We start from the raw sequence: 12909 nt of genomic DNA, 5'->3' as shown, positions 1-12909 counted from the left end.
GCGTCCGCCTCCAGGTTGACGTCAGCAGACGGTCGGGTCAGAAGCCCAGTCGCCCGAGCTGCTTCGGGTCGCGCTGCCACTCCTTCGCGACCTTCACCCGGATGTTGAGGTACACGTGCCGGCCGCCGAGCAGCGCCTCGATCTCGGTACGGGCTCGCGACCCGACGTCCTTGAGGCGCTCCCCCTTGCGGCCGATGACGATCGCCTTCTGGCTGTCCCGCTCGACGAAGAGGTTCGCGAAGATGCGCAGCGGGCCGTCCGGTTCGTCGTCTTCGTCGGGCTCGACGACGTCCTCGATCACGACGGCGAGCGAGTGCGGCAGCTCGTCGCGCACGCCCTCGAGCGCGGCTTCGCGGATGAGTTCGCCGATCCGCTCCTCGTCGGTCTCCTCGGTCACCGCGGCGTCGTCGTAGAGCTGGGGCGACTCGGGCAGCAGCGACGTGATCACGCCGAGCAGGTCCTCGAGCTGCAGTCCCCTCGTGCCCGAGGTCGGCACGATGGCGTCCCACTCGCGCAGCTTCGACACCGCGAGCAGTTGCTCCCCGACCTTGTCCTTGGCGGCCCGGTCGATCTTCGTGACGATGGCGACCTTCTTCGCACGCGGGTACTGGTCCAGCGTGTCGTTGATGAACCGGTCGCCGGGGCCGATCGGCTCGTTCGCCGGGACGCAGAGCCCGATGACGTCGACGTCCCCGAGGGTGGACTGCACGAGGTCGTTCAGCCGCTCGCCGAGCAGGGTGCGCGGTCGGTGCACGCCGGGGGTGTCGACGATGATGACCTGGCCGTTCGGTCGGTGCACGATCCCGCGGATGGCGCGGCGGGTGGTCTGCGGCTTCGACGAGGTGATCGCGACCTTCTGGCCGACGAGCGCGTTCGTCAGCGTGGACTTCCCGACGTTCGGGCGCCCCACGAACGAGACGAACCCGGCACGGTACGGCTCGGTCGGTCCGGCGGTGGCTGGCGTGGTGTCGGTCATGCGTGCGTGGTTCCCGTCGTGGTGGATGCTGCGTCGTCGAAGGCGTCCTCGACGTCCGCGAGTCCGGGCGTGCGCTCGGCGAGCACGGTGATGAGGTGGCGGCGCTTGCCCTCGACCCGGTCGGCCGTGAGCACGACGCCGGACACGGTGACGCTGTCGCCGCTGATCGCCAGGTGGCCGAGCTCCTTGGTGAGCAGCCCGCCGGCGGTGTCGACGTCGTCGTCCTCGAGCTCGATGCCGAACAGGTCGCCGAGGTCGTCGATCGGCAGTCGGGCGGAGATCCGCCAGACGCCCGGCTCGACCTCGACCCGGTCGACCACGGCGCGGTCGTACTCGTCCGAGATGTCGCCGACGAGCTCCTCGATGAGGTCTTCCATCGTGACGAGCCCGGCGACGCCGCCGTACTCGTCGACGACGAGCACGAGGTGGTTCTTCGCGACCTGCATGTGGCGCAGGGTGTCGTCGGCGGCCTTCGACTCCGGCACGAACTCCGCCGGGCGGAGGAGCGTCGTGACCCGCTTCGTACCGGACCCCGGGCGCTCGTACAGGGCCCGGGCGACGTCGCGCAGGTAGAGGACCCCGAGCACGTCGTCGCTGCCCTTGCCGGTGACGGGCATGCGGGAGACACCCGCGGCGAGGAACTGCTCCATGCCGCTCGCGAGGGTGTCCGACCCGTCGACGGTGAGCATGTCGGTGCGCGGCACCATCACCTCGCGCACGAGGGTGTCGCTGAACTCGAAGACCGAGTGGATGAGCTCGCGGTCGTCCTGCTCGAGGACGTTGCTCTCGGTGGCCTCGTCGACGAGCGACAGCAGCTGCTCCTCGCTCGACACCGTCGACGCGCTGCCCCCGCGCCCGGGCGTGACGCGGTCGCCGATCGCCACGAGCAGGCCGGCGAGCGGACCGAGCACGATGCGCACGGCCCGGACGAGCCCGCCCGTGGTCGCGATGAGCCGTTCGGCGTGCGCGCGACCGACGCTGCGCGGGCTGGACCCGACGAGGACGAACGACACCGCGGTCATGATCGCGGCGGCCACGATGAGCGCGACCCACCACGTGTCGAAGACCATCACGAGCGCGATCGTGACGAGCACGGCGGCGGCGGTCTCGGCGAGCACCCGGAAGAAGTTGAGCGCGTTGACGTGCGCCCCGACGTCGTCGCCGACCGCCTCGATGGCGCGACGGTGCTTGCTCTCCCGCGCGATCTCGTCGAGGTCGGCGCGGGAGAGGACGGAGAGCGCGGCGTCGGACGCGGCGAGCAGGCCACCGACGACGACCAGCACGAACGCCACCGCCAGCAGGCCGACGACGAGCAGCATCAGCTCACCGCCCGCGGCGCTGGGCGGCGAAGGCCGTGAGGATCTCGCCCTGCAGCCCGAACATCTCCGCCTTCTCGTCCGGCTCGGCGTGGTCGAACCCGAGCAGGTGCAGGATGCCGTGGCAGGTCAGCAGGAGCATCTCGTCGGTGCTCGAGTGCCCGGCGGTCTTCGCCTGTTCCTCGGCCACCTGCGGGCAGAGCACGATGTCGCCGAGCAGCCCGGCGGGCGTCGGGTCGTCCTCGGTGCCCGGACGGAGTTCGTCCATCGGGAAGCTCAGGACGTCGGTCGGCCCGGGTTCGTCCATCCACCGGACGTGCAGCTGCTCCATCGCGCCCTCGTCGACGAGCACGATCGCGAGCTCCGCATCGGCGTGGACGTGGAGCGCGTCGAGCGCGAAGGCGGCGAGGCGCTGGATGGCTGCCTCGTCGACCTCGACGCCGGACTCGTTGTTGAGCTCGATGCTCACCGGTTCCCTCCTCGGGAGTCGTTCTGGGGGTACGGGGAGCGCTGGCGGTCCTGCGGCGGACGCCCCCGTCGCTCGGCGCGGTTCGTACCGGCGGGGTTCGGCGTGGCGGCGCTGCCCCGGCCGCCCGGGCGGTACCCGGACTGCTCGGCGAGGCGTTCCTCGTCGTAGACGGTGTAGGCGTCCACGATCCGTCCGACGAGCGTGTGGCGGACGACGTCCTCGCTGCCGAGGCGAGCGAAGTGGATGTCGTCGACCTCGCCGAGGATGCGCGTGACGAGCCGGAGCCCGGACAGGTTGCCCGGCAGGTCGACCTGGGTGATGTCACCCGTGACGACCATCTTCGAGCCGAACCCGAGCCGCGTCAGGAACATCTTCATCTGCTCGGGCGTCGTGTTCTGCGCCTCGTCGAGGACCACGAACGAGTCGTTCAGCGTGCGTCCGCGCATGTACGCCAGCGGGGCCACCTCGACCGTGCCGGCGGCCAGGAGCTTCGGGACCAGCTCGGGGTCCATCATCTCGTTGAGCGCGTCGTAGAGCGGGCGCAGGTACGGGTCGATCTTGTCGGTGAGGGTGCCCGGCAGGAAGCCGAGCCGCTCGCCGGCCTCGACCGCGGGGCGCGTCAGGATGATCCGGGTGACCTCGCGTCGCTGCAGCGCCTGGACGGCCTTCGCCATCGCCAGGTACGTCTTGCCGGTACCGGCGGGGCCGATGCCGAACGTGATCGTGTGCTCGTCGATGGCGTCGACGTAGGCCCGCTGCCCGTCGGTCTTCGGCCGCACGGACTTTCCGCGGCTCGACACGATCGGCGTGCCGAAGGTGTCGGACGGCTTGCGGTCCTCGTCGAGGAGCTTCGCGGAGACGGGGATGTCGGACGGCCCGATGTCCTGCCCGCGCTTCACCATGCCGACGAGCTCGTCGACGAGGGCGTGCGCGCGCGCGACGTCGCGTTCGGGCCCGGTCAGCGTGACCTCGTTGCCACGCACGAGCACGCGGACGCCCGGGTACTGGCGTTCGACGGTCTTGAGCAGTCGGTCCTGGGGGCCGAGCAGCTGCACCATGGCGATGCCGTCGACCTGGATCGAGGCCGACACGTCCGTCGGGTCGGCCGGGGTGGGTGCTGGTTCGTTAGCCGGCAAGGGTGCCTTCCTGCAGTTCACCTGCGAGTACGTGCGCGTGCACGTGGAACACGGTCTGACCGGCGGCTTCGCCGGTGTTGAAGACGAGTCGGTACTGGCCGCCGGCGCGCTCGTCGGCGATGCACTGCGCGGTGGCGACCAGGTGGGCGAGGAGGTCCGGGTCACCGGCTGCGAGCTCGGTGACGTTCCGGTACTGCTCGGTCTTGGGGATGACGAGCACGTGGACGGGTGCCTTCGGCGCGATGTCCTCGATGGCGATCACGCGGTCGTCCTCGGCGACGACGGTCGCCGGGATCTCGCGCGCGATGATCCGGGAGAAGATGCTGGGCGTGCTGGTGCTCATGGCTCCATCGTAGAACGCGGTACCGACGCCACGCCTTCCCGATCCGGGCGCTACCAGCGACCGAGCCGCGTCTGGAGGACCGCGAGCGCGGCCGGGCCGGCGGTGGACGTCCGGAGGACCGTGTCGCCGAGGCGGACCCGGACGGCGCCGGCGGCCACCAGCCGGTCGAACTCGGAGCCGTCGATGCCGCCCTCGGGTCCGACGACGAGCACGATCTCGGCAACGTCGCTCGGCGGTTCCCACTCGGAGAGCCGGACGTCGCCGACCGGGTCCAGCACGAGGACGGCGCGAGCACCGTCGGCCGCACCGGGAGCCGGAGCCGCGAGCTGCCCGGTCGTCACCGGCGCGTCGACGACGGGCACCCGGGAACGGATCGCCTGCTTCGACGCCTCGTGCGCGATCGCCGTCCAGCGTGCGCGGCCCTTCTCGACCTTCGCGCCGTCCCAGCGGGAGACGCTGCGGGCCGCCGACCACGGCACGATCCGGTCGACACCGATCTCGGTCGCCGCCTGCACCGCCATCTCGTCGCGGCCGCCCTTCGCGAGCGCCTGCACGAGCGTGAGCGTCGGTGTGGGTGCGTCGTCGACGGCGACCGTGGACACCGCCAACGAGAGCGTGTCCCGCCCGAGCGCGGTCACGGCCCCGGTCACGACGGTGCCACGACCGTCGGACAGGCGCAGCGTCTCCCCCACCCGGACCCGGGCGACCGTGACGGCGTGGCGTCCCTCCGCCCCGTCGAGCGGGACGGTGTCGCCGACCGTGACGCCGTCGAGCGACCCGACGAGGTAGAGCGATGCCATCAGAAGTTGAAGAACCGGTCGCGGAGCTTGCCGAACATGCCCTGCTGGAAGCGGGCGAGCTGCGGCTTCGCGGCCTTGTGCGACTTCGCGAGCTGCTCGACGAGCTGCCGTTCCTTGTGCGAGAGCTTCGTCGGCGTCACGACCTGCACACCGACCCGGAGGTCGCCGCGACCGTTGCCCCGGAGCTTCGTGATGCCGCGGTCCTTGATCACGAGGACGTCGGCGCTCTGCACACCCGGACGGACCTCGAGCTCGACCGGGCCGTCGAGCCCGTCGATCGTCGTGGTCGTCCCGAGCACGGCGTCGGTCATCGCGACCTCGAGCGTGGCGAGCAGGTCGTCCCCGTCGCGGCTGAACACGTCGTGGTGGCGCACCCGGATCTCGAGGTAGAGGTCACCGGAGGGGCCACCGGCCGGACCGACCTCGCCCTGGCCGGGCATCTGCAGGCGGAGCCCGGAGTCGACCCCGGCGGGGACGTCGACCGGCACCGTGCGGCGGGCGCGGACGCGTCCCTGGCCCTGGCACGTCGGGCACGGGTTCGGGATGACGGTGCCGTACCCGCGGCAGGTGCCGCAGGGCGCGCTCGTCACGACGTTGCCGAGGAGCGAGCGGACCTGGCGCTGGATGTGGCCGGTGCCGCCGCAGATGTCGCACGTCTGCGGGCTCGTGCCCGGCGCGCAGCAGGAACCGCCGCACGTCTCGCACAGCACCGCGGTGTCGACCTCGACGTCCTTGTGGGTACCGAAGACGACCTCGTCGAGGTCGACGTCGATGCGGAGCAGGGCGTCCTGTCCGCGCTCGGCACGGCTGCGCGGGCCGTTGCCACGACCGCCGGCGCCACCGCCACCGAAGAACGCGTCGAAGATGTCGCTGAACCCGCCGGCTCCGCCACCGAAGGGGCTGTCGGCCTGGGGCCCGGCGTCGTACCGGCGGCGCTGCTCGGGATCGCTCAGCACGTCGTACGCGTGCGTCACGTCCTTGAAGCGCTCGGCCGCGTCGGGGCTCGGGTTCACGTCCGGGTGCAGTTCGCGCGCCAGACGGCGGTACGCCTTCTTGATGTCGGCATCGGAGGCGTCCTTCTGGACGCCGAGGACGTCGTAGTGGTCTGCCACGTATCCCTCAGTCGGTTCGGTTCGGTCGGTCGGGTGCGGCGGTCGCCGCGGTTCTGGTGGTCGTCGGTGGGCCTGGAGGCGCGGGTCGCCCCGTCGGGACCGGCTCGCTCAGGCGCGTGGGCACCTGGTCAATGTTCACCCAGGAGTTTGGACAGGTACCGTGCGACGGCGCGCACGGCGGCCATGTTCGTGCCGTAGTCCATCCGGGTCGGCCCGAGCACGCCGAGCCGGGCGAGTTCGCCGCCGGCCAGGTACCCGCCGGCGACGATGCTCGTCGCGTCGAGCCCGTACTCGGCGTTCTCGACGCCGATGCGAGCCGCGACGCCGTCGTCGATCTGCATCTCACCGAACAGGCGGAGCAGGGTCACCTGTTCCTCGATCGCCTCGAGCACGGGGAAGAGCCCGCCCGAGAAGTCCTGCTCGCTCTTGGCGAGGTTCGCCGCACCGGCCATCACCAGGCGGTCCTGCCGGTTGGCGGCGACCTGCTCGATGAGGGTCGCGACGACGACCCCGGCGAGCGGTTGGGCGTCGGGGCGGATCTGCTGCGGCACCGCGCGGAGCGCCGTCGAGACGTCCTGCAGCAGCAGCCCGACGCTGGCGCCGTTCACCACCGTGCGGAGTTCGGTGAGCGAGCCCTCGTCGAGCGCCACGTCGGTCTCGACGACGCGCTGCTCGACCCGGGCGGTGTCGGTGATGAGCACGACCATCAGGCGGTTGTCGCCGAGGCGGACGAGCTCGATGTGCTGGACACGCGCGCGCACCATCGAGGGGTACTGCACGAGGGCGACCTGGTTCGTGAGTTGGCTGAGCAGCCGGACCGTGCGGCCGAGGACCTCGTCGAGGTCGTTCGGCGCCCCGAGGAACGTCTCGATCGCGTGCCGCTGGGCGCTGGACAGCGGCCGCGCGCCGGCGAGGTGGTCGACGAAGACGCGGTACCCCTTGTCGGTGGGGACGCGACCGGACGAGGTGTGCGGTGCCGCGATGAGCTGCTCGTCCTCGAGCTGGGCCATGTCGTTCCGGATGGTGGCGGCGCTGACCCCGAAGGCGTGCCGCTCGACGATCGTCTTCGAACCGACCGGCTCGCGTGACGCGACGTAGTCCCGCACGATGGCCTTGAGGACCTCGAGGCTGCGTTCGCTGACCACCCGGACCCCTTCCACTCGATCTGGCACTCGGACGTGTCGACTGCTGATCCTACGCCCGACCACCGACGGACCGGGACTTCTCCACACGCCTGCCAGTACGCTTCCGCCATGACCTACGGACAGCAGCCCGGTGGCCCCCAGTTCCCGGGCGGGTACCAGCCGCCCCAGCCGATGTCGCCCGAGGACCAGCGCCTCTGGGCAACGCTCACGCACATCGGCGGGATCTTCTTCAACTTCGTCGCGCCGCTCGTGGCCTACCTCGTCCTGCGCGATCGCGGCGGCTTCATCCGCGAGCACACGCGCGTGGCGCTGAACTTCCACATCACGATGGCGATCGCCTACGTCGCCGCGGGCCTCTTGACCATCGTGCTGATCGGCGCGGTGCTCCTGCCGGTGATCGGGATCCTGACGATCATCTTCGGGATCATGGCCGCCGTCGCCGCCAACCGCGGGCAGTTCTACCGCTACCCGCTCTCGATCGAGTTCATCAAGCAGTAGCTCAGTCGAGCAGCTCGCGGACCACCGTGTCCGCGAGCAGGCGACCCCGCAGGGTCAACTCGATCCGTCCCCGCACCGCGGCCGACCCGTCCACGAGACCACGTGCGATGAGGCCGGCGACGCGGCCCCGTGCCTCCTGGCCCAGCTCGTTCGTCGCCAGCTCACCGCGGACCCGCGCGGCGAGCAGCACGCGCTCGACGTACCGGGTCTCGTCGTCGAGGGTCTCGCGGCCGGCCGCGGGCGACTCGCCCTGCAGCACCCGGTTCGCGTACGCGGCCGGGTGCTTCACGTTCCACCAGCGGGTGCCGGCGACCGCGGAGTGCGCGCCCGGGCCGACGCCCCACCAGTCGTGGCCCTTCCAGTAGGACAGGTTGTGCCGGCTCGCGTGGTGGTCGCCGCGGGACCAGTTCGAGACCTCGTACCAGGAGTACCCGGCGTCGCCGAGGACCTGGTCGGCCAGCTCGTACATGTCCGCCGCGAGGTCGTCGTCCGGCGCCGGCAGCTCGCCGCGTGCGACCATCCGGCCCATCGCGGTGCCGTCCTCGACGATGAGCGAGTACGCCGAGACGTGATCGGGCGCACACGCCAGGGCCGCGTCCAGCGAGGTGCGCCAGTCGTCGAGGGACTCGCCCGGCGTCGAGTAGATGAGGTCGAGCGAGACGTCGAGCCCCTGCTGCTTCGCGGCGTCCACGACGAGCGGCACGCGCTCGGGGTCGTGCGTCCGGTCGAGCGTCGCGAGCACGTGCGGCACCGCGGACTGCATGCCGTAGCTCACCCGGGTGAACCCACCGGCGCGCAGCGTCGCCAGGGACGACTCGTCGACGGAGTCCGGGTTCGCCTCGGTCGTGACCTCGGCCCCGGGCAGGATGCCCCAGGTCTCGTCGATCGCCCGCAGGATCATCACGAGGTCGGACGCCGGCAGCATCGTCGGCGTGCCCCCGCCGAAGAACACCGTCGACACCGGTCGCCGCGGGACGCCGGAGCGGTCGAGGACGTCCGCCGCGAAACGGATCTCCTGCACGGCGTGGCCGGCGTAGTCGTCCCGCCGGACCCCGCGCAGCTCGGACGCCGTGTAGGTGTTGAAGTCGCAGTACCCGCACCGCACGCGGCAGAACGGCACGTGCACGTACACGCCGAACGGGACGTCACCGGCTCCGGCCGCGGGCGAGAGCAGCCCGTCCGCTGGTGCGGGATCGGCGATCGGGAGAGCACTCGGCATGGACTCCATTGTCCGTCATGATGGAGACATGGAGCACCACCCCGTCCCCACCACGGTGCTGTGGGACATCGACGGCACCCTCGTGATGAACGCCTCCTCGCCGGGCAACCTCTACCACCTCGCGCTCGAGCGGGCGGTGGGTCGCGGCCTCGTCCTCCGCGTCGGGCACCAGCACGGCCGCACCGACGCGGGGCTCATCGCCGAGCACGTCCGGGCCCACGACCTGGACGACTCGCTCATCCCCACCGTGAGCCGCCACCTGCACGACCTGACCGAGGAACGGCACGTGTCCGGCGACCACCGGAGCCCGGCTCCGGGAGCGATCGCCCTCGTCCGACGGTTCGCCGAGCTCGGCTGGCGCAACGGCCTGCTGACCGGCAACTCCCCCTACCGCGCCCGCGTGAAGCTGCAGGGCGCCGGGTTCGACGTGGACGCCTTCGACTGGGAGCACTCGTACTTCGGGGATGCCGAGGTCGAGCGCAGCGGGGTGACCGCGCGTGCTGCCGAGGCCCTCGCGGGCACCCGGGCCGTCATCGTCGGGGACACCCCGCGCGACGGCGAGGCAGCCGAGGCCGTCGGGATCCCGTTCCTCGCGGTGGCGACCGGGGTGTTCGACGTCGACGCGCTCCGCGCCACGGGTGCCGTGACGATCGCCCGGAACTGCGTCGACGACGCATCGCTCATCGAGGACGCCATCGCGGCGCTGCCGCCGCTCCGCCCGGTCGGCGAGGGCTCCTAGCCGAGCGGACCTAGTCGCCGCGGAGCGCTTCGAGGTACTTCTGCGCCATCACGCGCTGCTGGCGGCGGAGCAACGGGGCCACGAACTGCCACTTCCGGCTCGACGGCTGCGAGAACTGCCGGATCTGCAACCACACCGAGCCGTCCGGGGTCCGTTCGACGACGAAGGACTCTTCGCCCGAGAGCGGGTGCCCCTCGAGCGTGCCGTACGCGAAGCCCTTGCGGTCGGTCTCGTCGATGATCGAGACGACCCGGACCGGCGCCTGCACCGTCTGGCCGAACGCGTGCATCGTCAGCGTCGCGCTCGTCCCCGCCGTCACGAGCGGCGTGCCGTCCGGAGCGAACTTCTCCACCCGCGGCGTCCCGATCGAGGCCGGGGCGATCGGCACGCCGTCCTCGTCGAAGGTCACCGGGTTGTAGCGGACCTCGTCGTCGTCGGGCTGTTCCTCGACGTGCACGCGGATCCCGCTGCGCTCCTGGATCTGCCAGGTCAGGGCCTGGGTCACCGCGGTCTCGAAGCGCTGGTCGCCGTGGCCGATCCGGGAGCGCGACTCGGACGGGGCGAATCCCTCCGGCGGGTACGTCATGAGGTCCGGCGCCTGGGTCGCACCCACGGCTCCGTACGTCAGGGCGGTCCGGTAGCTCCCGCGGGTACTCATGCGGCCCACTGTACTGGGGACTCGTCCCCCGGATCGAACCGAGTCGCCCTCGGGTGCGCAACCGGCGGTCCGCTTTCCGCGCGCCCCGAACTGGAGGCCCGACACGCGTCCGACACGCCCCTATCGTGGGTGCGTGCCCCGCTCCCCCCTCGCTCGCGCGCGGTCCGTCGACCGCACGACGGCCGCGTTCGCCGTCCTGACGCTCGCGGCGTTCGGGCTGGCGGCGACGGCACGGGCCGCGGTCGAGTGGGCGACGGCCGGCCTCGGCGCTCCCTCCCGGTACGTCACGACGCCGCCGGGGGACGTCGACGTGTTCGACACCGCGAACGCCATCGCCGCGTTCGGGGCGTGCAGCGCCGGAGCGGGTGTGCTCCTGTTCGGGGTGACGCTCGTGCTCGCGGTGCGCCGACACTCGGCACGCCGGCTGCCCTACGTGCTCGGGTTCTGCACGCTGGCGATGGTGGTCGGGTCGGTGGTGGCCGGGTTCGCCGCGGCGGCGCAGGCCGACTACGACACGGCTGCCGGACTCGTCATCCTGCGGACCGCACTCGCAGGACTGGCCGCGGCGAGCCTCCCGGCACTGGGCCTGGCAGCGTTGCGGGCTCGCGCCCGCCGCGTCTGACGCGCTCCGCTACTTCTTCTTCTCTTCGACGTCGCCGGAGAGCGCCGCGATGAAGGCTTCCTGCGGGACCTCGACGCGACCCACCATCTTCATGCGCTTCTTGCCCTCCTTCTGCTTCTCGAGGAGCTTGCGCTTGCGGGTGATGTCACCGCCGTAGCACTTCGCGAGGACGTCCTTGCGCATCGCCCGGATGCTCTCGCGGGCGATGATCCGGGCGCCGATGGCGGCCTGGATCGGGACCTCGAACTGCTGGCGCGGGATGAGCTTGCGCAGACGCTCGGTCATCAGCGTGCCGTAGGCGTACGCCTTGTCGCGGTGCACGATCGCGCTGAACGCGTCGACCTGCTCGCCCTGGAGCAGGATGTCGACCTTCACGAGGTCGGCCGCCTGGTCACCCGTGGGCTCGTAGTCGAGCGACGCGTAGCCCTGGGTCTTGCTCTTCAGCTGGTCGAAGAAGTCGAAGACGATCTCACCGAGGGGCATCTCGTACCGGATCTCGACGCGGTCCTCGCCGAGGTACTCCATGCCGAGCAGCGATCCGCGGCGCGACTGGCACAGCTCCATGATCGCGCCCACGTAGTCCTTCGGCGCGAGGATGGCCGCACGGACCATCGGCTCGCGGACCTCGACGATGCGGCCGCCCGGGAACTCGGACGGGTTCGTGACCTCGGTCACGGTGTTGTCCTCGTTCGTGACCTCGTAGATCACGCTCGGGGCCGTGGTGATGAGGTCGAGCCCGAACTCGCGGCTGAGGCGCTCGGTGATGATCTCGAGGTGGAGCAGGCCGAGGAAGCCACAGCGGAAGCCGAAGCCGAGCGCCACCGACGTCTCCGGCTCGTACACGAGGGCGGCGTCGGACAGCTTGAGCTTGTCGAGCGCCTCGCGGAGGTCCGGGTAGTCCGAGCCGTCGATCGGGTACAGGCCCGAGAACACCATCGGCTTCGGGTCGGTGTACCCGGCCAGCGCCTCGGTCGCGGGCTTCTGTGCCGTGGTGACCGTGTCGCCGACCTTCGACTGGCGGACGTCCTTCACCCCGGTGATGAGGTAACCGACCTCGCCGACGGAGAGGCCCTTCGTCGGCTTCGGCTCGGGCGCGGACACGCCGATCTCGAGGATCTCGTGCGTCGACTTGGTCGACATCATCTGGACCTTCTCGCGCGGGTGGATCGTGCCGTCCACCATCCGCACGTACGTCACGACGCCGCGGTAGCTGTCGTAGACCGAGTCGAAGATCATCGCGCGGGGCGGAGCGTCCACGTCGCCCACGGGGGCCGGCACGGAGCCGACGACCCGGTCGAGCAGTTCGGCCACGCCCACGCCGGTCTTGCCGGACACGCGCAGGACGTCGTCGGGCGAGCCGCCGATGAGCTGCGCGAGCTCGGCCGCGTACTTCTCCGGCTCGGCCGCCGGCAGGTCGATCTTGTTCAGGACCGGGATGATCTCGAGGTCGTTCTCGAGCGCCAGGTAGAGGTTGGCGAGCGTCTGGGCCTCGATGCCCTGCGCCGCGTCGACCAGGAGGATCGCTCCCTCGCACGCCGCGAGCGACCGGGACACCTCGTACGAGAAGTCCACGTGACCGGGCGTGTCGATCATGTTGAGGGCGTACGTCTGCCCGTCGAGCTCCCACGGCATGCGCACCGCCTGGGACTTGATCGTGATGCCGCGCTCGCGCTCGATGTCCATGCGGTCGAGGTACTGCGCACGCATGGCGCGGTCCTCGACGATGCCGGTGATCTGCAGCATGCGGTCGGCCAGCGTGGACTTGCCGTGGTCGATGTGCGCGATGATGCAGAAGTTGCGGATCGCGTCGGCCGGGGTCGAGGCGGGCTCGAGCGGCGCGGATGCTTGTGGGCTCACGGTTCCTCGGGGTGGGTCG

The 12909-nt window shown here is 71.1% G+C and carries 14 protein-coding genes; 3 read left to right on the top strand and 11 right to left on the bottom strand.

The window, feature by feature from the left end:
- Positions 1 to 37 precede the first annotated feature (37 nt).
- The 8 genes from era to hrcA form a co-directional block, all read right to left on the bottom strand.
- Complete coding sequence (gene era / locus BIV01_RS03020; RefSeq protein ID WP_070418695.1) at positions 38 to 976, bottom strand: GTPase Era; 939 nt, start codon at positions 974 to 976, stop codon at positions 38 to 40.
- On the bottom strand, positions 973 to 2295 hold the full coding sequence (locus BIV01_RS03015; protein WP_070418694.1) for a hemolysin family protein: 1323 nt from the start codon (positions 2293 to 2295) through the stop codon (positions 973 to 975). Before BIV01_RS03015 ends, era begins: the two co-directional genes overlap by 4 nt.
- Positions 2296 to 2299: 4 nt before the next feature.
- Complete coding sequence (gene ybeY / locus BIV01_RS03010; RefSeq protein WP_070418693.1) at positions 2300 to 2761, bottom strand: rRNA maturation RNase YbeY; 462 nt, start codon at positions 2759 to 2761, stop codon at positions 2300 to 2302.
- Positions 2758 to 3897 carry a PhoH family protein gene (locus BIV01_RS03005; protein WP_071301885.1) on the bottom strand — a complete coding sequence of 380 codons (1140 nt, stop codon included), beginning with the start codon at positions 3895 to 3897 and terminating at the stop codon, positions 2758 to 2760. The genes ybeY and BIV01_RS03005 overlap by 4 nt, the downstream gene beginning before the upstream one ends.
- Positions 3887 to 4240, bottom strand: coding sequence for a histidine triad nucleotide-binding protein (locus BIV01_RS03000; protein WP_071301884.1), 354 nt, complete (start codon positions 4238 to 4240; stop codon positions 3887 to 3889). The genes BIV01_RS03005 and BIV01_RS03000 overlap by 11 nt, the downstream gene beginning before the upstream one ends.
- A gap of 50 nt (positions 4241 to 4290) precedes the next feature.
- Positions 4291 to 5040, bottom strand: a complete 750-nt coding sequence (locus BIV01_RS02995; protein WP_071301883.1) for a 16S rRNA (uracil(1498)-N(3))-methyltransferase — start codon at positions 5038 to 5040, stop codon at positions 4291 to 4293.
- Entirely contained in the window at positions 5040 to 6152 is a 1113-nt protein-coding gene (gene dnaJ / locus BIV01_RS02990) for a molecular chaperone DnaJ (RefSeq protein ID WP_071301882.1), read from the bottom strand. The genes BIV01_RS02995 and dnaJ overlap by 1 nt, the downstream gene beginning before the upstream one ends.
- 128 nt (positions 6153 to 6280) lie before the next feature.
- Positions 6281 to 7297, bottom strand: coding sequence for a heat-inducible transcriptional repressor HrcA (gene hrcA, locus BIV01_RS02985; protein ID WP_071301979.1), 1017 nt, complete (start codon positions 7295 to 7297; stop codon positions 6281 to 6283).
- 108 nt (positions 7298 to 7405) lie between these two features.
- On the opposite strand from hrcA, the gene BIV01_RS02980 reads away from it, so the two are divergent.
- A complete protein-coding gene (locus BIV01_RS02980) occupies positions 7406 to 7795 on the top strand; it encodes a DUF4870 domain-containing protein (RefSeq protein WP_070418687.1) in 390 nt (129 codons plus the stop codon).
- 1 nt (position 7796) lies between these two features.
- Here BIV01_RS02980 and hemW read toward each other — a convergent pair whose 3' ends face one another.
- Entirely contained in the window at positions 7797 to 9014 is a 1218-nt protein-coding gene (gene hemW, locus BIV01_RS02975; RefSeq protein WP_071301978.1) for a radical SAM family heme chaperone HemW, read from the bottom strand.
- Positions 9015 to 9042: 28 nt separating this feature from the next.
- On the opposite strand from hemW, the gene BIV01_RS02970 reads away from it, so the two are divergent.
- Positions 9043 to 9753: an HAD family hydrolase gene (locus BIV01_RS02970; RefSeq protein ID WP_071301881.1), complete on the top strand. Its 711-nt coding sequence runs from the start codon at positions 9043 to 9045 to the stop codon at positions 9751 to 9753.
- 10 nt (positions 9754 to 9763) lie between these two features.
- Here the strand turns inward: BIV01_RS02970 and BIV01_RS02965 are convergent, their stop codons facing one another.
- Complete coding sequence (locus tag BIV01_RS02965) at positions 9764 to 10411, bottom strand: DUF1990 family protein (protein WP_070418685.1); 648 nt, start codon at positions 10409 to 10411, stop codon at positions 9764 to 9766.
- A 133-nt stretch (positions 10412 to 10544) separates the two neighbouring features.
- Between BIV01_RS02965 and BIV01_RS02960 the strand changes: the two genes are divergently transcribed.
- A complete protein-coding gene (locus BIV01_RS02960) occupies positions 10545 to 11033 on the top strand; it encodes a hypothetical protein (RefSeq protein ID WP_071294817.1) in 489 nt (162 codons plus the stop codon).
- A gap of 9 nt (positions 11034 to 11042) precedes the next feature.
- Here BIV01_RS02960 and lepA read toward each other — a convergent pair whose 3' ends face one another.
- The gene (lepA, locus tag BIV01_RS02955; RefSeq protein ID WP_071294816.1) at positions 11043 to 12890 is read right to left on the bottom strand and encodes a translation elongation factor 4; all 1848 of its coding nucleotides are present in this window, start codon (positions 12888 to 12890) and stop codon (positions 11043 to 11045) included.
- Positions 12891 to 12909 lie beyond the last annotated feature (19 nt).

This window comes from Curtobacterium sp. MCBA15_013 (assembly GCF_001865095.1).
GTDB lineage: Bacteria > Actinomycetota > Actinomycetes > Actinomycetales > Microbacteriaceae > Curtobacterium.
The sequence above is the reverse complement of the archived record's forward strand: the minus strand, read 5'-3'. Positions and strand labels throughout refer to the sequence as shown.